The sequence below is a fragment of the Marinobacter shunpengi genome (assembly GCF_045449715.1).
Classification (GTDB): domain Bacteria; phylum Pseudomonadota; class Gammaproteobacteria; order Pseudomonadales; family Oleiphilaceae; genus Marinobacter.
The window spans coordinates 151,659-170,071 of the sequence record NZ_JBJJLA010000003.1 but is presented as its reverse complement, the minus strand read 5'-3'; the positions used below and the strand labels follow the sequence as shown (position 1 = coordinate 170,071).

The following is an 18,413-nucleotide window of genomic DNA, read 5'->3' as shown; positions in this document are numbered from 1 at the left end:
GACTCCACATCACACCCCCAATAGCGCAGTGGACCGATTATGAGCGACACCCCGTTAACCCAGGTACTGGAGATGGATGGCGAGGAACGATACGACTATTTTCTGGATGAGGTCGCCGAGGAACGCGAGATCTGGATTCTGGTCAATGCCGATAACCACTTCCTGAAGATTGTCTCCGAGGAAGACGGCGTGGCGTATCTGCCGGTCTGGCCAGGTGAGGCGTTCGCAAGCGAGTACGCCAAGGGGGCGGGCGATCTGTCTCCGAAAGCTATTTCCCTGCCGGATTTCTTCAGGAAGTGGGTGCCAGGATTGACCAGAGACGGACTGGAGATCGGGGTTTTCCCCGGCGTGGACCGTGAACTCTGGATCTCCGGGCCGGAAGAGCTGAAAAATGACCTGCAGGAGGTGATGTCTGGGTTCTAGTGCACTGTTTTCTGATGGTTGCCGGGTGCCTGTCGGTATCGGGCGAGACCATGTAGGTGTTCATATGTGCCATGGATGTGGATAATAGCGGCCACACTAAACTGGTTCGGGACAGATCATCGTCCCCCTGGAAACAAAGTTCGATAAATGGATTTTCTAAAAACTGTTCTCGTAACTGGAATACTCGCCAATAGCGTCCTGCTGACAGCCTGCGATTCCTCGGCCAGTGCCGATGACTCCTCGCTCAATCCTGGTGACACAAAGGAGGAGACGCGCAACCGCGCCGAGCTGGAGGGGCAATTCGAGTATCAACTCCGGACCGAGGAAACCTCCATGCAGGACGATCGGTTTCCGTTTGGTTACTGGGAAATAACCCGGGTTTATCCTGAAGTGCTGTCCAGCAGCCACCCATCGGTGGCGGATGCCGCCAATGAGCGGATCTCGGAACTGGTTGACCAGTTCCGTTGCGATGGTATGGGCGATATTGCGTTTCATACCCGGGAGATCCACCTCGGTAATGGCGTTCTCAGCATGGCGTACGAGGCCTCCTGGATGTGTGCCTCCATGCCGTCCCCGGAACGTGTATCTGGTTTCCTGAACCTGGACCTGGCAGAAGATGGGGCCGAGATCGATCTGGATTCACAATTCAGGGACCGGTATGCCTATGAGCGATTCCAGGAGGCCGCGATCCGCGAGTTGCTTCAGGAACGTGAAGAGCAGGCCGCCAGCCAGGGGGTAACCTGCCCCGACATTCGGTCCGTCAACGGGTTCCACACTGATGGGAAGGAGCTTTGGGTGGCGTCCCTGCCAGAGGAACCCGGACCTGCTCCCTGTGACGTCAAGGTAGGCTTTTCGCTACCAACACTGAAGGATCGGCTTAAGCCAGATAACCTGTTACTTACCCCTCGGGTAAGGCGCGCCCAGGCGAACTGACCGGCCTGAATGCGACGTCATCCGTTGCGATACGCGGCCCAGGTGTCCAGGGTCGCGTCAGGCCCGCTTTCACCGCAATCTGCCATACCACCCGATCTCCACTCCCTCATTCCACCAACCGGGTGCTGGTAAACCGGTTTAATACATGGTGCATGACATATACCGCCATTAGCGACACCAGGACCGCAACGGTCAGGGAGCTGAAGCGGTAAAGGTCGCTATAGACCAGGTCGGTACTGGGTGTCAGGTACTGGCCGAAGAGGATGGCCATGGTGGTCAGTGCCGCGAAACCCGCGCCGGAGATTCCACCCTCCAGCATGTGGTAACGGGCGAAGACCATCAGGCTCAGCCACAGGCCGAAGGTGATGAAAGGCAGCACGTCGAAGTGGTTGAGCAGAAACAGTTGGAGGACCAGCCCGGCGTTGCAGCCCACGAAAGTGCCGATGGCCCGGTTCCATCCCGCCGGCCCGGCGCCTTTCCAGTTGAGGGGAAACAGCACCAGTATGGTGGCCACCTGGGCGGACAGGGATCCCCGCAGATCCAGTACCTGGAAGGCGATGAATGACAGCGTTGCTACCGTGGTAGCCAGGATCACCTCATGGCGCTGGTTGCTGACGGGCTTGGGCGGTATCTGTCGCGGTGGCCGGGGTTCCACCTCGGGAAACAGCCAGTGCATCAATACTACAATGGCCAGGCTGACGAGGACCGCCTCCAGGAAGGTGGTCACCATGCCCAGCACGTCGGCGCTAGGGTAGCTGGCGAAGTGCAGCAACATCGACAGGTTGACAATGCTGGTGGCGCCAAACAGGAAGTTAGGGCCGCGGGTCATGGCGCGGAACAGCAATGCAAACAGCCCGGCCACGATCAGGATAAGGGGCACGGGTTTGTCACCAAACAGCCCCTGTACCACCAGCACCATAACCGTTACCAGGGCGGCGCCGGCCAGGAACTGCCTCATCACATGGGGATTCAGGACCGGGACCATGCCCAGGAGCAGCATGGGGGTCACGGTGTAGAACGCACCATAGTTGGTGCCGGCGATCTTGCAGAAGAGGAACCCAAGGATCCCGCCAAAGGCAATTCGCAGGCACTGGCGCAGGTCGTTGGCGTTCATCGACGGCTTGCGGATCAGCAGTATTGGCTTGAAGCGTGCCATGGTGGCCTCAGTAGATGTAGTGGATCAGGCTGATGGCCTTGATTTGCAGTTCCCCGAGCCAGGCAGCCGGCCCGGATGCCGGTAACAGTTGTACTGTGGCGCGGGCGCCGGAGGGCAGGCGTTGCAGCAACTCCCGGTGTTCCCGCAGATCCAGGTGCAGGCGCTCGCGCTGGGCATCCCGTACCCAGCGGTCGGTGCTGGTGGGGGCGGCCAGGGTGCCGTCCGCCAGCAGTTGGCCCTGGCGTGTGCCGGCATCAATGGTGCCGACGCTGGCATGGAACACTTCCCCGGGAATGGCATCGAACACGACGGCGGCCTGGTCGCCGGGATGCACATAGGCCAGGGACTTCTCCCGGAAATCCGCCACCACATCCGCCCGGTCACCCACCAGGGCCGCCAGGGAGGCTCCCGCCCGGGCGTAGGTGCCCGCCTGCACCTGCAGGTTGGAGAGAGTGCCATCCTGTTCGGCGCGGATCTCGGTGTAGGCCAGGTCCAGTTGCGCCTGGGCCAGGTCATTACGGGCCTGGCGCAAGCGCAGGTTCTGTTCGTCCGTCAGCCCCCGCTGCACCGATAGTTGATGCACCTTGGCCTGCGCCGCCCATACGTTGGCCTGGGCGGCCTCGTGTTCGGCAGCGATCTGGTCCGCCTGCTGGCGGGATACGCCGCCATTCGCCTTCAGCCGTTGCATGCGGGCATCATCCCGGGCCAGTTGGGCCTCCTTCGCCTTTGCGGCCGCCAGGGCGGCGTCGGCGTTGGCCAGGCCGGCATCGTACTGGTCGTTCTGGACACTGGCCGCCTCCAGGGCCAGTTCGGCTTTCTCGATGGCAAGCTGGAACGGGCGCTGGTCCAGGGTAAACAGCAGGTCGCCGGCTTCCACATGCTGGTTGTTGCGCACATGCATCTCGGCCACCTGACCGCTGACCTGCGGCGCCACCTGCACCACGCTGTGCATTACCCGGCCCTGGGGTGTCAGCGGCATCCACAGGTCGGCCACCAGGAAATAGATAAACACCACCACAAAGGCGATCAGCGATAACCGCACCCAGCGGGCAAAGGCCTGATCCGGTGTCATTGACGGTCCTCCTTGTGGGTATCCAGGTACTGGTGGAGGTTGGTCTCCATGGCGCAGATGATGCGGGCGAGCTGATCCAGCTGTTGGTCGTCCAGGTTGCCGTAGATGGCGGTTCGCACGGCCTGGATGCGCTCTTCCAGGTCGGTCATGAGGTGGCGGCCCTGTGCGGTGAACCAGAGAGTATGGGCACGGCGATCATTGGGGGCGGCTCGGCGCTCGATCAGTTTCTGTTGTTCAAGCTGGTTGAGGGTGCGGGTAAGGGACGGCATCTCGATGGCCAGGGCACGGGCCAGGGCCTGCTGGGTGTTGCCTTCCCCCAGGTGGTCCAGGTGCACCAGCACCGCCCAGCGGCTTTCCGTCAGTTCCAGCGGTGATACCGCATGGGTAATGGCCTGACGCCACAACCGGTGGACGCGCCCAAGGGCGCCACCGACGGACGGCTTGAGTTTGTGGTGGGCAGTTTGTGTGGCGGTATCGGACGGCAGGGCGCCCGTTTGTGCATGAATGGGCATGGTCGGGATCTCATGGCTCCGGTGGCGTTGATGGCCGCAATGGAGCGAATAACTTGATTAGCGTGCTAACAATAATATCGACGGAAGTTTAATTTAGCAAGCTAACATAAATAGTGGATAGGGCTTACGGATGGCACTGGGAGATCAGGAAGGGGGCGCCTATAGCAATGAGCCTTCCTTGGCTTGGCGCAGTTTGGCCTTCAGAACAGCCCTATCTGGGGCTCTTCCTGTCTCAGGTCTGGGAAGTCCGCAGTGGGCACTCGCTGACCCAGGAGTTCATTCCATAACCTGGCCAATGCCAGGGCGTCACCACTGTCAGGCATGTGCATGAAGATGTACGGATACTTATCCCGAGTGATCCATTCAGCTACCCGGTCAACCCAGGGTTGGAGGAAGGGGCGGTTGGCCTCCAGGTCCGGGTGACCGATGTAGCGGATGACGGGTGGCGCGTCGGCAGGCAGCAGGTGGAGGGGGAGCCTCGGTTTTTTGCGCTGGGCATCGCGGGTTGCTTCGTCCGTAGCAGGGGCCGCAAAAAGGGCGCGGGTGTCAAAACAGACACGGGCAAGGGCCCGTTCACGCAGCCCCCGGTTCAACTCCCGCTCCGCACTGCCCTTGTCGAAGAAAGCCGGGTGTCGGACTTCCACGGCACAGGTGAGTGGGGATGGCAGTGTATCGATGAAATACCAGAGGTTATTCAGGTGCTCCGGCCCGAAGGCCGGGGGGAGCTGGAGTAGCAAAGGCCCCAGCACATCCTGGAGTGGGTCCAGCAAGGTCAGGAACGCCCGCAACGGCTGGTCGACCCCGGCAAGCATCCGGTCGTGGGTGATCTGGCGGGGGAGCTTGAACAGGAAACGGAAAGAGTCCGGCACCTGGGATCGCCACCGTTCACACTGACTGGGTGACGGGGTGGCATAGAAAGTGGTGTTGCCCTCCACGCTGTTGCAAACCTGGCTATAACAGGCGAGAGGGCTCTGCCCTGGTGGCAATACCCGGTTCCAGTCCGGGTGCTGCCACTGTGGGCAGCCAAGGAAGTAGGGATGGGGCATGGGGCGGTCGCTGTGAGCCTGTCAGTTGTCCTGAATGCGCGCCAAGTATAGCAAGCCAGTCCCCGGGTTTATTGCCCCACCTTGGGTAACAGTCACAGATCAGACGGCACCCTGATCATTGTGATGTCTGGCTGGCAGGTCGTTTCGATCCGGTTCTCACGGAAACGCCTGTTTTGCCCTGCATTTTCTGCTCGCAGAAGTGGTAACTGTTTCGACCACTTTTCTTGGCGGTATACATGGCGCTGTCAGCGTTGCGCATCAGGGTGTCGGCGTCCATGCCGTTTTCCGGATAGACAGCAATACCCATGCTCATGGTCACCTGAAGCTGGCGGCCATCGACCATGCGCGGCGTGGAGAACCTGGCCAGCACTTTTTCGGCAATCTGTGCGGCGTCGCTCCGTTTTTCGATTTCGGTCAACAGGATAACGAATTCATCACCGCCGTGGCGGCTGACGGTATCCGTGGCGCGTACACAGTTGCTGATCTCCGCTGCCACGTCGCGTAGTAAGTGGTCTCCCATGGCATGGCCCAGGGAGTCGTTAACCTGTTTGAAATGGTCCAGATCCAGGAAAAGCAGGGCCATCTGCTTCTGGTGTCGATTGGCCATGCCAATGGCCTGGGTAAGCCGTTCCAGAAGAAGCATCCGGTTGGGCAGGTCGGTGAGAAAGTCGTGCTGGGCCTGATGACTCATTTTCTGGATCACGGAGCCTGCCTGGCGGGCGTCGTGAAAGACAATCACCGCTCCCACGATCCTGCCGTGATGATCGTGGATGGGGGCTGCGGAATCCTCAATGGTAAGGTCGGCACCGTCACGACGGACAAGGACGCTGCCAAGGGCGAGCGCCACATTCTGGTCCTCGTCGATTGCCTGTTGAGCGGGGCTTCTCACCCGTTCCCGGGTTGTGCCGTCGAAAACGAAAAACACCTGCTCGACCGGACGCCCAAGCGCCTCCTCCCGTGACCAGCCGGTCATGGTTTCGGCCACTTTGTTGAGATAGAGAAGTTTCCCCCATGGGTCTACCACCAGTACGGCGTCACCTATGGCGTCAAGGGTGATCTGTGCCATATTGGCGAATGAAATATCCGTTAAGGGCCCGTAGAGAGCGGCATTGGCGCTTTCTGGTCTGGCCCTGCAATGCGGGCAGGTGGATTCGGGGCCGTAGGTATTGGCACTATCAGCGGGTAAGAAGGTAATAGGCATTGGGGGCTCCCAGTCATTATTGTCCTGAGGAGATTAGTCAGGTGGGGGAGCCCGGTCTGTTCGGAACCGCACTAAGCCACTGGAGTCAGGGGCGTTCCTCGGGACTGTGGGGGGCCTGTGTCGCCGGTTTCTCTTCGGCGTCGGTTCTGGAACCTGAATCCGGGGCGCTGTCCTTGCGTACTGAGTGTGAGAACAGGGGCACTACAAAAAGTACCAGCCAGGCCAGGACAGTGCACAGGATAGCCGTCTGCTCACGCCCAAGGCCGACGGCAATGCCGATGGCCGCCGTAAACCAGATTCCGGCCGCTGTGGTAAGGCCGCTGGCATCCTGTTGGCCTTTACCCGTGATAATGGTTCCCGCGCAAAGGAAACCGATGCCCGCAATCACCCCCTGGATAACTCGGCTCATTTCGGAATCCGTGATTCCGGTCTGTTGTGGAATCAGGATGAATAAGGCTGCACCCATGCAGACCAGCATGTGGGTACGTATTCCGGCAGCCTTGCCCCGTTGCTGACGCTCAAGCCCAAGCAGACCACCAAGAAGTGCGGCGACCAGTAACCTGGTTACCACAATGACAAAATCACCCAGATCGTTGAGGTCCGAAAATTCCGCGACAATTGTATCGCCAACCAGTGCCATTATTTCATTCATGGCTGCAAGGCCCGTGATGAACGTGAACCAGCTTAGCAGATCCTTCCATCATGCCACGTCTTCTTTTACAGGACAGGGTTTCAGGACAAAGACGAGGGTAACAGTCTGTCACACTCCTTCTTGACCACCCCATAGCACTCACAACTCAGCCGCTCAAGTTCCGGGCGATCAAGCACACGGATGTGGCCGCGCTTGTAATGGATCACGCCCAGCCTGTCCAGTTTGCCTGCGGCTTCCGTCACGCCCTCCCGGCGGACCCCGAGCATGTTGGCGATCAGTTCCTGGGTCATGGTCAACTCGTCACCGGGCAGGCGGTCCAGTGACAGTAGCAGCCATCGGCACAGCTGCTGGTCAATGGAGTGGTGACGGTTGCAGACTGCAGTCTGCGCCATCTGGGTGATCAGTGACTGGGTGTAGCGCAGCATCAGATCCATAAGGTCGCTGTGGCGGTTGAACTCATCCTTGAGGTGTTGTCTTGGCAGTCGGAATGCGTTGCCGGCACTCTGGACGATGGCCCGGCTGGTCGTGCTCTCTCCGCCCATGAATACGGCGACCCCGACAATGCCTTCCCGTCCCACCACGGAGATCTCCGCAGAGGCGCCGTTGCTCATCAGGTAAAGCAGGGATACGATGCAGTCGGTGGGAAAGTATACGTAATGCTCGGTATCACCCGACTCATACAGCACCTTGCCGAGTGGGAAGTTTACCAGTTCAAGGTTGGGAATCAGGCGGTCCCGGGCGGCCTGTGGCAATGCCGCGATTAAACAGTTGTCCTCGGGGGAAGCGACGGCTTTCAGCATGGTTGCTCCAAATTGCCCACGGACATACGTGGTCATTCACCATATCACAATCGGGTAACCGTTCGGTTCGGTATCGAACACAGCCAAACATTCCCTTGGATGCCACCGGCGCATACCCGGAATCCTACCCGAACAACGCACGATACTTGTTGTTCAGGGCGGTATGGCATTCACAGGCGGCGATCTCAAGTCCGGCCCGGTCGATAATGCGTATCTCGCCCCGGTTATAGCTGATCAGGCCCCGGCGCTGCAGAGAGCCTGCCGCGATCGTTACCCCGCTTCGGCGCACGCCCAGGGCATGGGAAAGCAACGTGTGCGTAAAATGAATGTTGTCGGTCAGGCTAAGCTCCTGGACCAGCAGCAGCCAGCGTGCCAGACGTGGCTCGATCTCGTGAAAATGCAGGCAGGCGGCGGTCTGCAGGGTTTGCATCATTAACCGGTACTGGTAGTGGTGTACCGCGTCCCGCAGGCACTGGCTGGCACGTAGCTCCTGGTGCAGTTGAGCTGAGGGCATCACCAGGGCGGTGCCTTCTACCTGCACCACAGCGCGCATGGGTGCCGCCAGAATATCCAGTGACAACGTTGCCCCCAGCATACCGTCGCGGCCGATCAGGCCCAGCTCGAGGGGCGGTCGGCTACCAAGGACCATGGCCAGTGACATGACCCCGGATGTCGGGAAGTATGCCTTTTCCAGGCTTTGATTCGGCTGGCACAGAATGTCGCCCCGTTTGAGTGGAGTGGGTTGACACAGGGCAGCAAGTCGTCGGCCTTCCCTGGTCGGCAGTGCTGCCACGATGGCGTTCGTCGCTTGTTTGCTCTCCTCAGGCATGATGGTCTCCCTGCGGCTTTCCAGCCGCTGAAGGTTCTGCAACGTGGATCGGCAGAATCCCCTTAGCACGCTGTGCTCTTGCATCGTCAGGGTCTGTGCGTTGACGCACCCAAGCACCCCTCGATCCTGGTGTACCCCTTCAGGGCGGTGGCTCTGTGTATGTCGGCGCACAGACGACACCGTCGCCAGGCCCCATGATGAAGATCGATCTCATCACACGGGTGAGAGAAGGATCATGTCAGGGAGTCACGACATGCGATCAAGTAGAAGTGTTCAACCCCGTCCTTACAGAAGGAGAACCTGACATGACACTCATACCACTCCCATACGCCGGCTCATTACGCCTTTTTCTGTTGGCGCTAGTGACCAGCGGGTTGCTGATCACCGGTTGCGCATCCTCGCCTCCGGCACCGACCACCTTGCTGGATGATGCGCGTACCGCGGTTGTCAGTGCCGAACAATACAACGCTGGCCGATTCGCCGCCTCCGAACTGGGTGATGCCCGGGAAAAGCTGGCGCAGGCGGATACGGCTGTACGAGAGGAGCGAATGGACGACGCCGAGAGGCTGGCTGTGGAGGCCAGAGTAGAGGCCGAGCTGGCATACGCAAAGACCGAGGCCGCCAAGGCGGCGGCGATCAATGCTGAAATGCAACGCGGTGCAGAGGCCTTGACCGAAGAAATGAACCGCACAGGAGCACAACAATGAACACGCATCGTTTACTTGGCGGGTTAATGCTCGGGTCGGTCCTGCTGGCGGGGTGTGCTTCCACGCCACAAAGCCCCCAGGGCGCGGACCTTGCCCGCGAAAAACTGAACCGTCTGCAGTCCGATCCGGTACTGGCCAACAAGGCACCAACAGCACTCGAAGCGGCTGAAAGGGCAGTTCGCCTGGCGGAGCAACCATTGTCCGATAGCGGGCAGAATCAGGTGTTAGGCGCGCACCGCGTATATGTGGCTGATCGTCAGGTGGAGATTGCCATGGCGAAGGCATCCACTCGCCAGGCAGAGGAAGAACGCGCACAGTTGGCTGAACAGAGGGCCACCTCCCGCCTGGACGCCCGCACACTTGAGGCTGACCGGGCGCGGGCGGACGCCGACCGCATGCAACAGGAAGGGGAACAGGAACAGGCATTGTCAGCCGCCAGGGCCGCCGACCTGCAGCGGCAGATCGATGAACTGGAGGCGGAAGCGACTGAGCGGGGACTGGTGCTGACACTGGGCGATCTGCTGTTCGAGTTTGACAGCTCGGAACTGAAAGCGGGAAATACCTCCCACCTCACAAGACTCGTGGCCTTCCTTACGGAGTATCCGGAACGCAATGCGGCGATAGAGGGCCATACCGATAACGTGGGCAATATGGACTACAACCGTGAGTTGTCTCAGCGCAGGGCCGAGGCCGTCCGGTCTTACCTGGTGCAGCAGGGGATAGCGGCACAGCGTCTGACCGCCATCGGTCTGGGGCAGAACCAGCCGCTGGCCAGCAACGACTCCGCAGCCGGCCGGCAAAGCAACCGTCGGGTCGAGATCATTATCGACAACCCGCCGGTGGCGTCGGCAAATGCGCAGTGAACGGATGTTCGCGATCCGTCCCCCGTTCAGGGACGGACCGGCCCTGGGCCAAGCCCGCTAAAGCGAGCGTGGAGTATAATTCCGAAGGGCCTTGCGCGGAGGCTGGCAAGCCTGAGCGCTTCCCTACAGGTCAAAATGACTGGCCTGCCGGGTCAGCTTCTCGGATAGCTGCCGAAGTCTGCCGCCAACATCCGCCAGGTGATGTACCTCGGCATTGCTGGCGACAATGTCCCGGCTGATGGCCTGCACGCTGCTGTCGCCGGTCTCCATGACCTGACGTTGATGATTGGCGGCTTCCGCTGTCTGGGCATTTGCGATGTTGATCTTGTCAACGCCGGTGGCGATGGTCTCAAGGTGTGCCGCCAGGCATTCAAACACCTGGACGGTTTCCTCCGTTGCCGACTGGCTTTCGGTCATGGCGTCATCCGCGTCCCGGGCTGCCTGCTGTAGCTCGTTGATCATTGACTGGATCTCATGAGCCGACTCCTGGGTCTTGGTGGCCAGGGAACGTACTTCATCCGCAACCACCGCAAACCCCCGACCATGCTCACCGGCACGGGCGGCCTCAATGGCCGCGTTCAGTGCCAGCAGATTGGTCTGCTCCGCCACACTATGGATAACGTCCAGCACCGTCCCGATGGATTCGCTGTCTTTTGTCAGGCGGCTGACCAGTTGGCTCCCCCCATGAATACTGCCGGAAAGGCGGTCAATCACTGGCTTGCTGTCGGCGAGGGCGCGGGTACCTTCCCGGGCGGCATCGTCAACCCTGCCAGCGGCTTCCGCCGCCTCGCTGGCGCTGGAAGACACCTGTCGGACGGCGGCGGTTGCCTGACTGACGGCGGTGGCCGCTTCCTGGGTGTCGGTTTCCTCGGCGCGGAAAGTTTTAGCAAAGTCGTCCGCGAGAGTCGCCATCTCCGAGCTGGTCTCGTCGAGCTGCCGGGTGACGTCCCGGGTTTCGCTCATGACTTCCCGGGTGCGTGCCATTACGTCCTGCAGGGCCTTGCCAACGCGGCTGGCCGGTTTCCGGTCGGTGCCCCGCAGGTCGATCCGGTCGCCGCCCTCCAGGAGCGAGCCCACGGCAGAATGGATATCCTGGGTTTCCAGGGCCTCGCGGTGGAGCTTGATGGCCATCAGCACAAGAATGATGGTTTCAAAAACCACGTAGGCGGCATGCAGGAAGACGATTTCCAGGCCGGTGTTGGCCTCGAAGACAAAGACGGGCACGGCAGTGGCAACCTGCAGGTAGTTGAACACCAGGTGGTGGATTGCGATAACCCCCGCAGCAAAGACGACAGGTGCCCAGTCCCGATAGTAGAGCAGGAAAGCCAACAGCATGAAGATGCCGAAGTGCATCTCGATCATGCCGTGGGCCTGGTGGATATGCAGGGCCGACAGGATCATGAAGCTGGCCCCGAAACCCAGCCTGGCAGTGCGGGTTGCCGGCACCATGACCGCGATAACCGTCGGGATGATGGCGGCCGGAAGTCCGAACCAGAGAACGGCGGCCCAGGTATCGTGCCAGGACGCCAGCACCACGGCGTATGCGAGCAGGAGCCAGGTGACCCCCACCATCAGCCGGTCGGCACCTCGTTGTTGCTGTGCCAGGCTGAACAACTGCCCTGCTTTTTGCCCGGGCTGCCTGTGCTGGGGGAGGATGCGGGGTGTTCCTATCGTTGTTGCGGGCATATCCATGCTGAAATGCTCCTGGGGCTCGGTGATCAGGTTGAGTACGTGCCGGTTTTACAGAAACAGCCGACGGCCATGTCGTTGATCCAGGGTGAGGGGGGCTGCCCTTTATCCAGCCTGGTCAGCAGGTCTTCGACAAAGTTGATGCCCGCACCGCAGATGGGGCCACTGGAGTAGGGGCCGAAGTAGAGCAGGGTGCCGCTGGCATCAAACAGTGCCGCCGAAGGAACTGCCGGAACGATCGCCCAGAATTCGGGTAGCGCTATCGTCTGCGCCCTGGGCATCGCTGTGCTGGTGGCGTCATAGGATTGCGTTGCCTGCACAAGGGTGAGGGCGGTCCCGTCAAAGATATCGTACAGGTCGCTGACGTGTTGCCGGCTCTGCTGGTCGCAGTGGCATTGGGGGGTGGAAAAATGGATCAGCGTTGGCCCGGAGGAAAACGCCTCACCCTGCCCGGGGAGTGTTGTCCAGGCGCTTTCCAGGTGCCGTTTCAGTTCCCCATGCCCGATGGGGCTGTCGATAGTGGTGTAGGGACGGGTGACCTTGTCCTGATACAACCAGTAACCAAGGGCCGTCACCAGCAGCCAGCCGATCATCAGGGCAATCGCGCCCAGGCGTCTATACTGCTCCATAACACTCCAGGCAAACAGCTGTTTGAATGGCCGATAGTGTTAAAGCTAGCAGCTAAGCCGGTTTTGTCTGGCGAAATTTGTATAGAAAGTGTTACACATGGATGTCCATTCATGCGCTCGGCGCCACAGCGCCAGCCGACGCTTTCATAAAGGCGTTACTGGCCCGCGCCGATACCGTGATGTACAGCGTCAAGCAGGTGCGCCGGGCCGGCTGGGCGCCAGGTTCTGTCCTGCAGGATTCCGGTTCAGCTTCCGGGCCCCATGGCCTCCAGCAACTGCCTCTCCCAGTCCGGATCAACCTTCGGTGCGAGGATCTCAATCCGGCTCTCCAGAGCGTCATCCAGGGGTATCTCGGTGAGGCTGTCACTGGTCAGGTTGTACCCGAAGACGCCGTTGTCGGTGATGAAGACCGCTTTCATGCGTTCGGCGTCCAGCCCGCTCAGGAAGGCGAACAGTGTCTGGTGATCGAAGATGCGATTGGCGTCAAAGCGCCAGCCGACGCTTTCATAGCCTTCACCCTCATTGGTTGCCCTGAGGAAGCCGCTGTCGGGAAGGGGGCCGGTTCCGGCCGGTGCTTCCGGGGGGCGCGCATGGTGATGGTGGTGATGGCCATCTGACAGGGACGCAGAGGGGCCTTCCAGCCATGCCGGCTCCAGCGCTCCCTGCTCGGTGAACGTAACGGTCGCTCCGGGGGCGCCATGGTCACGCACGTAGGTCTCCAGCCGTGACTTGTCCTCCGGCCCGTACATATCCTGCTTGTTACCCACCACCACATCGGCCATGGCAATCTGCTGGTTGAAGGTGGTGTGTCCGGTATACCGGGCATCCGTGAGCTTGCGGGCGTCCACCAGGGTCACGGTTTTGCGGATCGAGAGCACGTCCCGGTAATGCTCGGCGGAAAGGCTCTGCAATACTTCAAGTGGATGGCCCAGACCGGTGGGTTCAATCAGCAGGCGATCGGGCCTGGCCTTCGCCAGTAGCTGGTTCAGGGCGATCTGCATGGGCAGGCCGGCGGTGCAGCACATGCAGCCACCGGGTACCTCGCGCACAAAGACGCCGGCCGCTTCGGCATGTACGCCCTGGAGCAGGCTGCCATCCACACCGATTTCTCCAAACTCGTTGACCAGAACCGCCCAGCGTTCGTTGTCGGGTTTGTGCTGTAGCAGGTGAAGGATGGCGGTGGTCTTGCCCACGCCCAGGAAGCCGGTGATGACGTTGGTGGGAACTGCCTTGATCTGGTTATGGTTCATGGATCGGAGTGCCTGATCGTATATTGCGGGGTGTGTTATATTATAACATTATATGTCATCCATGTTCAGGATGTCCTTCAGCGGGCACGGTCGGTGCACCCAGTAGCCCTGGAGCAGGTCAACGCCGATATCGGTCAGCAGGGCCGCGGCTTGCTCCGATTCCACGTATTCAGCGACCGTGGTCATGTGCATGGTATGGCCAATATCGTGGATGGCCCTGACCATGGCCAGGTCGGTGTCGTTGGTGAGAATGTCACGGACGAACATGCCGTCTATTTTCAGGCAGGTAACGGGTAACTGACGCAGGTAGCCGAACGACGACAGTCCCGAACCGAAGTCATCCAGGGCGAACTGGCAGCCCATGTCACCGAGTCGTTTCATGAAGGCTTCCGCTTCGAGCAGATTGTGAACAGCGGCGGTTTCTGTGATTTCAAAGCAGATTTTATGCGGGGGAATCTGGTAGCGGGTGAACTGTGACACCACGAAATCCGCAAAGCCGCTCTGGTCGAATGAGCGGCCGGACAGGTTGATGTGACAGGCGTCGAGCCTCTCCAGGTGTTGTGGTGCCCGGGACAGGGCTTCCAGGACGTGGGTGATGACCCATCGGTCAATCCTGCCGGCCACGCCGAACCGCTCCGCGGGGGGCAGGAAGGCGTTTGGGGGGACAACCGTACCGTCCGGCGCCCGCAGGCGAATCAGCACTTCGTAACGCAGCCCCCGGTTGGAATGACGGGATGGTGCAATGACCTGGCCTTCGAGGAAGAACCGATCCTCCTGAAACGCTGTCTGGATGCGGCTAAGCCATTCCATTTCGCCGCGTTGGGTTGCAAGCTGTTCGTCGTCCAGTGCCATCAGGCAAACGCGATTCCTGCCTCCGTCCTTCGCGGTATAGCAGGCGATGTCCGCAGCCCTCATCAGTGCACTGATGCCGGTGGTTTCCGCCGTGATCGGTACCACCCCGATACTGCAACTGATGGTATGGCTGGTTCCCCGCCAGGTGAAAACCAGATGGTCCAGGGATGCCCGCACTTTTTCCGCCAGCCGATGGGCGATATCCAGGTCGCAGTGTTGCAGGATAAGGCCGAATTCGTCACCGCCGAGCCTGGCCAGGATATCGGTGTCGCGGAGGTTCTTCTGGATGATGCTGGCCACCTGTCGCAACAGTTGGTCACCGGCATCGTGGCCTGAGGTGTCGTTCGCCACCTTGAACTGGTCAAGGTCGATAAAACAGAGGGCATGCTGTTCGCCTCCGTTACGTACACGCCCGAGATGGCTGGCAAGCTGTTGTTCGAAGGCGCGCCGGTTGATCAGGTCAGTCAGGCTGTCATGGGTGGCCAGGTAGCTCAGTTCGGTGGATAGCCGATGGGATTCGGAGATGTCCTCCAGTACGGTCGTAAAGTAGAAAGAGTGGCTGGCGGCGTCCCACACGCGGGAGATGGTCAGGCGGGCCCACAGCAGTTCCCCGCTTTTGCGGACCAGCCGGTGTTCCGTCGTGTAGTTGTCGATATCGCCGCGGTTGATGGCAACCCTGGCCTCCTTTTCGATCTCCCAGTCTTCCGGATGGATCAGCGCACGATAGGAGTGCGGTACCAGTTCCTCGCGGGAATAGCCCAGGATGTCGCACGTGGCCTGGTTGGCGTTGACGATCCGACCGGCGGGATCGATCTGGACAATGCCGATGGCGGACTGCTCGAAGATGGAGCGAAAGCTCTGTTCGCTCCGTTGCAGCAGCTTGACCAGTTGGACTGCGAGGAACCAGGACAGCAACGTCACCAGCGCCAGGAACCCGGCGCTGACCCAGGAGAGGAATCCGGCGGCCCAGCGTGCGGCCTCTCCCATGGCCAGCCTGAACACCAGGGCTCGTGAACGCAGTTGGTCGTCCAGTGTGGACAGGCGTTGCTCCAGGTCCTGAAGATGGCTCCGGTCGGGAGACTCGCTGAGCCATTCCCGCTCCATGGCGTTACCGATCTGGTCCATCTCCATCAGCAGATCATCGGTGGCTTGCCAGGCGTTAATGGCCGTTTCCATGGGCTCAAGCCATGACAGATAACGGACCAGCAGGATCATGCGGGTGAAGTCGTCGGGGTGGATGCCGCCCTGTTCAAGGCCCTTCCTGGCCCGGGCCCAGTCCAGTTCCGGGGCGGTCATGGCCAGGCGCGCGTGCAGGTCGCCGATGGGGACCATCAGTGATTGCCGGGCCTGGGCCAGTTCCCGGAAGCGCCCGGTTTCCCCGAAACGGTGGAAGTGCCGGACAGCGTCAACCTGTGCCCTCGACCAGACACTCTCTCCGAAGGTGTAGGCGGTAATGGCGGACTGTATCTGCACCACGGCGACCATGAATCCCACCGTCAGGACAATCGTAAGGCCGAGTCCTGTCACCAGTAGGGTCAGTTTTCTCCGCAGGTTGGGTTGCTGTTCCCTGACTCCCATGTCGCGTCGGTATCCCGTTGAGATGTGTCGAACAGCTAGAGCTTGCTAACTGTTTATAAATCTAGCAGGGAGGAGCGGAAAGTCGACCGCGTGCGATCGTTTTTGCACTGTTTGACAGGTTGGGGAAGCCAGAGGCCGGTGTGATAAGGCTGACTGGAGCAACTGGTACCCTCCATGGCTCCAGCAGATTGTGGGATTATCGTCCCTGGCAGTTGAGGGTCAGGGAGTAACGATGTTGAACCCGAACTCGAAGCTGTCCAACAGCCCCAGGAAGGTCAGGAAGGCCTTCTGGTCGCCCTCGATCGCCACGTCACCGGACTGGATGGCGTCCGGGAAGGTGCGCTGCTGCAGGTTGATGGCGTCCAGCACGGCACGGTCCATGGTGACAGTGGCGTCGGCGTCATCGGCCTGGGTATCCATGGTGTAGTTCATCACGCCATTGGCAATGCTGAGGGTGACCTCATCGCCGGCATCCGGCATGACCAGGTTCAGGGTCATGTCGACACCCGCCTTGGCGGCTCTGGGGTGATCCAGGCGCATGGCCAGGTAGTCCAGGTACTTGTCCAGCGGCAACCCGAGGATGATGTCGGCGGAGGCCGCATTCGGCGCCAGGTCGGAGCTGACGCCGTCACGCAGTTCCTTCGCTCCGGTGAGGTAGAAGTTGCGCCAGGGGCCGCTCTCGGACTGGTATCCCATCTGGGTCAGCGTGTCGGCCAGCAGATCCTTGGCGGCCTCATTGTCCGGCTCGGCGAAGACCAGGTGGTTCAGGGCGGTGGCCGCCCAGCGGTAGTTGCCCGCCTCATAGTCGTCCCGGGCCTTGCTGATCAGGGCGTCGGCACCGCCGGCATATTCGACGAACTTACGGCCTTCCTCCGCCGGCGGCAGCGGATTGAGCTCCGACGGATTGCCACTGAACCAGCCGAAGTACAGCTGGTACTGCGCCTTGGCGTTGTGGCTCACGGTGCCGTAGTAACCGCGGTTGGCAAATTCGCTGGACAGGGTGTCGGGCAGCTTCACGTTTTCGGCGATTTCGTCCATGGTCTGGCCCTTGTTGGCCAGGCGCAGGGTTTCATCGTGGATATAGCGGTAGGTATCCCGCTGCTTGCGCCAGAACTCGTTGATTTCCTCGTTGCCCCACACCGGCCAGTGATGACTGCCGAAACTGATTTCGACCTCATCGCCGTACAGGTTGATCACCTGGTTGATGTACTTGGCCCACTGGTCGCCGCTGCGAACCTTGGCGCCCCTCAGGGTATAGAGGTTATGCAGGGTGTGGTTGATTTCTTCCGCCTGCATCAGGGCTTTGGAATCCGGCAGGTAGAACATCAGTTCCGCCGGTGCTTCCGCGCCCGGGGTGTTGAGGAAGGTGATGTTGACGCCGTCAACGGTGGTTTCGATGGGCTCTCCCGGGGGGCCGGAAATGGTCCGGGTCGGGCGCATGATGGTGATGTTGCCGGCAGATGTAATCGGCCCGAGGCCGGCACCGATGGAACCCTCGGGCCCCGTGGGCAGCAGGTTGCCGAACATATAGCTGGCCCGGCGGCTCATGGCGTTGCCGGCTATCAGGTTCTCGCCCACGGATTCCTCGTAGAAGCCTTCCGGCGCGATGATGGGTACGTTCCGTTCTTCCACTTCCTGTTCGGAAATGATGCCTTTTACACCACCGAAGTGGTCCGCGTGGCTGTGGGTGAAGATAACCGCGCTCACCGGCAGGTCCTCGACGTTGTCACGCAGAAGCTTGAAACCGGCCCTGGCGGTATCAACGGACAGCAGCGGGTCAATCACGATCCAGCCCTCGTCACCCCGGATGAAGCTCATCACCGAGAGGTCGTATCCCCGGATCTGGTAGATATCGTCGGTTACCTCGAACAACCCGGAAAGCTGGTTGAGGTGGCCCTGACGCCAGAGACTGGGGTTGGCCGTGTCCGGGGCCTCCGTGCCTTCAAGGAACTCGAACTGGTCTAGGTCGTAGACAACCTTTCCGTTGGCATCGGTGATCTCGTTCTGTTCCGGTGTGGCGATCAGCCCGCGTGTGGCCCGCTCGAAATCGGAGCGGTCATCGAAGGGCAGGCTGTCCAGTACGGCACGGTTGGCTTCGGCGGTATGTACGGTCGCGTCCTGTGCATGGGTTGTCGGCGCCATCAGCGCCAGCGAGACCATCATCGGCACCGCCATCTGTTTTAGGGGTATTGTTATTGTCATGTGTACTCCTGTTGCGATG

At 60.6% G+C, this 18,413-nt stretch carries 17 protein-coding genes; 4 read left to right on the top strand and 13 right to left on the bottom strand.

All coding sequences use genetic code 11. From position 1 onward, the window contains the following. The first annotated feature begins 39 nt into the window (after positions 1 to 39). Complete coding sequence (locus ACJO3T_RS01170; protein ID WP_406977566.1) at positions 40 to 423, top strand: DUF2750 domain-containing protein; 384 nt, start codon at positions 40 to 42, stop codon at positions 421 to 423. A 333-nt stretch (positions 424 to 756) separates the two neighbouring features. Next, positions 757 to 1,356 carry a hypothetical protein gene (locus tag ACJO3T_RS01165; RefSeq protein WP_406963952.1) on the top strand — a complete coding sequence of 200 codons (600 nt, stop codon included), beginning with the start codon at positions 757 to 759 and terminating at the stop codon, positions 1,354 to 1,356. A 106-nt stretch (positions 1,357 to 1,462) separates the two neighbouring features. Here ACJO3T_RS01165 and ACJO3T_RS01160 read toward each other — a convergent pair whose 3' ends face one another. The 8 genes from ACJO3T_RS01160 to ACJO3T_RS01125 all read right to left on the bottom strand — a co-directional run bounded on the left by ACJO3T_RS01160 (position 1,463) and on the right by ACJO3T_RS01125 (position 8,624). Further along, positions 1,463 to 2,512, bottom strand: coding sequence for a DUF2955 domain-containing protein (locus tag ACJO3T_RS01160; protein WP_406977565.1), 1,050 nt, complete (start codon positions 2,510 to 2,512; stop codon positions 1,463 to 1,465). Positions 2,513 to 2,519: 7 nt separating this feature from the next. After that, a complete protein-coding gene (locus ACJO3T_RS01155; RefSeq protein WP_406977564.1) occupies positions 2,520 to 3,584 on the bottom strand; it encodes an HlyD family secretion protein in 1,065 nt (354 codons plus the stop codon). Beyond that, complete coding sequence (locus ACJO3T_RS01150; protein WP_406963955.1) at positions 3,581 to 4,096, bottom strand: MarR family transcriptional regulator; 516 nt, start codon at positions 4,094 to 4,096, stop codon at positions 3,581 to 3,583. Before ACJO3T_RS01150 ends, ACJO3T_RS01155 begins: the two co-directional genes overlap by 4 nt. A 200-nt stretch (positions 4,097 to 4,296) precedes the next feature. Next, positions 4,297 to 5,142 carry a DUF72 domain-containing protein gene (locus ACJO3T_RS01145; RefSeq protein WP_406977563.1) on the bottom strand — a complete coding sequence of 282 codons (846 nt, stop codon included), beginning with the start codon at positions 5,140 to 5,142 and terminating at the stop codon, positions 4,297 to 4,299. Positions 5,143 to 5,257: 115 nt separating this feature from the next. Further along, on the bottom strand, positions 5,258 to 6,208 hold the full coding sequence (locus ACJO3T_RS01140; protein WP_406977562.1) for a diguanylate cyclase domain-containing protein: 951 nt from the start codon (positions 6,206 to 6,208) through the stop codon (positions 5,258 to 5,260). Positions 6,209 to 6,428: 220 nt separating this feature from the next. After that, on the bottom strand, positions 6,429 to 6,995 hold the full coding sequence (locus ACJO3T_RS01135; RefSeq protein WP_406963958.1) for an MgtC/SapB family protein: 567 nt from the start codon (positions 6,993 to 6,995) through the stop codon (positions 6,429 to 6,431). Positions 6,996 to 7,075: 80 nt separating this feature from the next. Further along, on the bottom strand, positions 7,076 to 7,795 hold the full coding sequence (locus ACJO3T_RS01130) for a Crp/Fnr family transcriptional regulator (RefSeq protein WP_406963959.1): 720 nt from the start codon (positions 7,793 to 7,795) through the stop codon (positions 7,076 to 7,078). A 124-nt stretch (positions 7,796 to 7,919) separates the two neighbouring features. Further along, positions 7,920 to 8,624 carry a Crp/Fnr family transcriptional regulator gene (locus tag ACJO3T_RS01125; protein WP_406977561.1) on the bottom strand — a complete coding sequence of 235 codons (705 nt, stop codon included), beginning with the start codon at positions 8,622 to 8,624 and terminating at the stop codon, positions 7,920 to 7,922. 305 nt (positions 8,625 to 8,929) lie between these two features. Between ACJO3T_RS01125 and ACJO3T_RS01120 the strand changes: the two genes are divergently transcribed. Both ACJO3T_RS01120 and ACJO3T_RS01115 read left to right on the top strand, forming a co-directional pair. Further along, positions 8,930 to 9,331, top strand: a complete 402-nt coding sequence (locus ACJO3T_RS01120; protein WP_406963961.1) for a DUF4398 domain-containing protein — start codon at positions 8,930 to 8,932, stop codon at positions 9,329 to 9,331. Then, positions 9,328 to 10,194 carry an OmpA family protein gene (locus ACJO3T_RS01115; protein WP_406977560.1) on the top strand — a complete coding sequence of 289 codons (867 nt, stop codon included), beginning with the start codon at positions 9,328 to 9,330 and terminating at the stop codon, positions 10,192 to 10,194. The genes ACJO3T_RS01120 and ACJO3T_RS01115 overlap by 4 nt, the downstream gene beginning before the upstream one ends. 123 nt (positions 10,195 to 10,317) lie before the next feature. Here ACJO3T_RS01115 and ACJO3T_RS01110 read toward each other — a convergent pair whose 3' ends face one another. The 5 genes from ACJO3T_RS01110 to ACJO3T_RS01090 all read right to left on the bottom strand — a co-directional run bounded on the left by ACJO3T_RS01110 (position 10,318) and on the right by ACJO3T_RS01090 (position 18,394). Then, positions 10,318 to 11,886: a methyl-accepting chemotaxis protein gene (locus ACJO3T_RS01110; protein WP_406977559.1), complete on the bottom strand. Its 1,569-nt coding sequence runs from the start codon at positions 11,884 to 11,886 to the stop codon at positions 10,318 to 10,320. Positions 11,887 to 11,912: 26 nt separating this feature from the next. Further along, entirely contained in the window at positions 11,913 to 12,512 is a 600-nt protein-coding gene (locus ACJO3T_RS01105) for a DUF6436 domain-containing protein (protein WP_406977558.1), read from the bottom strand. Positions 12,513 to 12,757: 245 nt separating this feature from the next. Continuing rightward, positions 12,758 to 13,762 carry a CobW family GTP-binding protein gene (locus tag ACJO3T_RS01100; RefSeq protein ID WP_406977557.1) on the bottom strand — a complete coding sequence of 335 codons (1,005 nt, stop codon included), beginning with the start codon at positions 13,760 to 13,762 and terminating at the stop codon, positions 12,758 to 12,760. 48 nt (positions 13,763 to 13,810) lie between these two features. After that, a complete protein-coding gene (locus ACJO3T_RS01095; RefSeq protein ID WP_406977556.1) occupies positions 13,811 to 16,192 on the bottom strand; it encodes a putative bifunctional diguanylate cyclase/phosphodiesterase in 2,382 nt (793 codons plus the stop codon). 219 nt (positions 16,193 to 16,411) lie between these two features. Then, entirely contained in the window at positions 16,412 to 18,394 is a 1,983-nt protein-coding gene (locus ACJO3T_RS01090; protein ID WP_406977555.1) for an alkyl/aryl-sulfatase, read from the bottom strand. Positions 18,395 to 18,413 lie beyond the last annotated feature (19 nt).

Excerpts from the sequence above, each read along its gene's own strand:
- ACJO3T_RS01145 (WP_406977563.1), bottom strand. The coding sequence starts at position 5,142 with ATGCCCCATCCCTACTTCCTTGGCTGCCCACAGTGGCAGCACCCGGAC.
- ACJO3T_RS01170 (WP_406977566.1), top strand. The coding sequence starts at position 40 with ATGAGCGACACCCCGTTAACCCAGGTACTGGAGATGGATGGCGAGGAA.
- ACJO3T_RS01135 (WP_406963958.1), bottom strand. The coding sequence starts at position 6,995 with ATGAATGAAATAATGGCACTGGTTGGCGATACAATTGTCGCGGAATTT.
- ACJO3T_RS01125 (WP_406977561.1), bottom strand. The coding sequence starts at position 8,624 with ATGCCTGAGGAGAGCAAACAAGCGACGAACGCCATCGTGGCAGCACTG.
- ACJO3T_RS01120 (WP_406963961.1), top strand. The coding sequence starts at position 8,930 with ATGACACTCATACCACTCCCATACGCCGGCTCATTACGCCTTTTTCTG.
- ACJO3T_RS01165 (WP_406963952.1), top strand. The coding sequence starts at position 757 with ATGCAGGACGATCGGTTTCCGTTTGGTTACTGGGAAATAACCCGGGTT.
- ACJO3T_RS01160 (WP_406977565.1), bottom strand. The coding sequence starts at position 2,512 with ATGGCACGCTTCAAGCCAATACTGCTGATCCGCAAGCCGTCGATGAAC.
- ACJO3T_RS01105 (WP_406977558.1), bottom strand. The coding sequence starts at position 12,512 with ATGGAGCAGTATAGACGCCTGGGCGCGATTGCCCTGATGATCGGCTGG.
- ACJO3T_RS01100 (WP_406977557.1), bottom strand. The coding sequence starts at position 13,762 with ATGAACCATAACCAGATCAAGGCAGTTCCCACCAACGTCATCACCGGC.
- ACJO3T_RS01115 (WP_406977560.1), top strand. The coding sequence starts at position 9,328 with ATGAACACGCATCGTTTACTTGGCGGGTTAATGCTCGGGTCGGTCCTG.
- ACJO3T_RS01090 (WP_406977555.1), bottom strand. The coding sequence starts at position 18,394 with ATGACAATAACAATACCCCTAAAACAGATGGCGGTGCCGATGATGGTC.
- ACJO3T_RS01140 (WP_406977562.1), bottom strand. The coding sequence starts at position 6,208 with ATGGCACAGATCACCCTTGACGCCATAGGTGACGCCGTACTGGTGGTA.
- ACJO3T_RS01130 (WP_406963959.1), bottom strand. The coding sequence starts at position 7,795 with ATGCTGAAAGCCGTCGCTTCCCCCGAGGACAACTGTTTAATCGCGGCA.
- ACJO3T_RS01150 (WP_406963955.1), bottom strand. The coding sequence starts at position 4,096 with ATGCCCATTCATGCACAAACGGGCGCCCTGCCGTCCGATACCGCCACA.
- ACJO3T_RS01110 (WP_406977559.1), bottom strand. The coding sequence starts at position 11,886 with ATGGATATGCCCGCAACAACGATAGGAACACCCCGCATCCTCCCCCAG.
- ACJO3T_RS01095 (WP_406977556.1), bottom strand. The coding sequence starts at position 16,192 with ATGGGAGTCAGGGAACAGCAACCCAACCTGCGGAGAAAACTGACCCTA.
- ACJO3T_RS01155 (WP_406977564.1), bottom strand. The coding sequence starts at position 3,584 with ATGACACCGGATCAGGCCTTTGCCCGCTGGGTGCGGTTATCGCTGATC.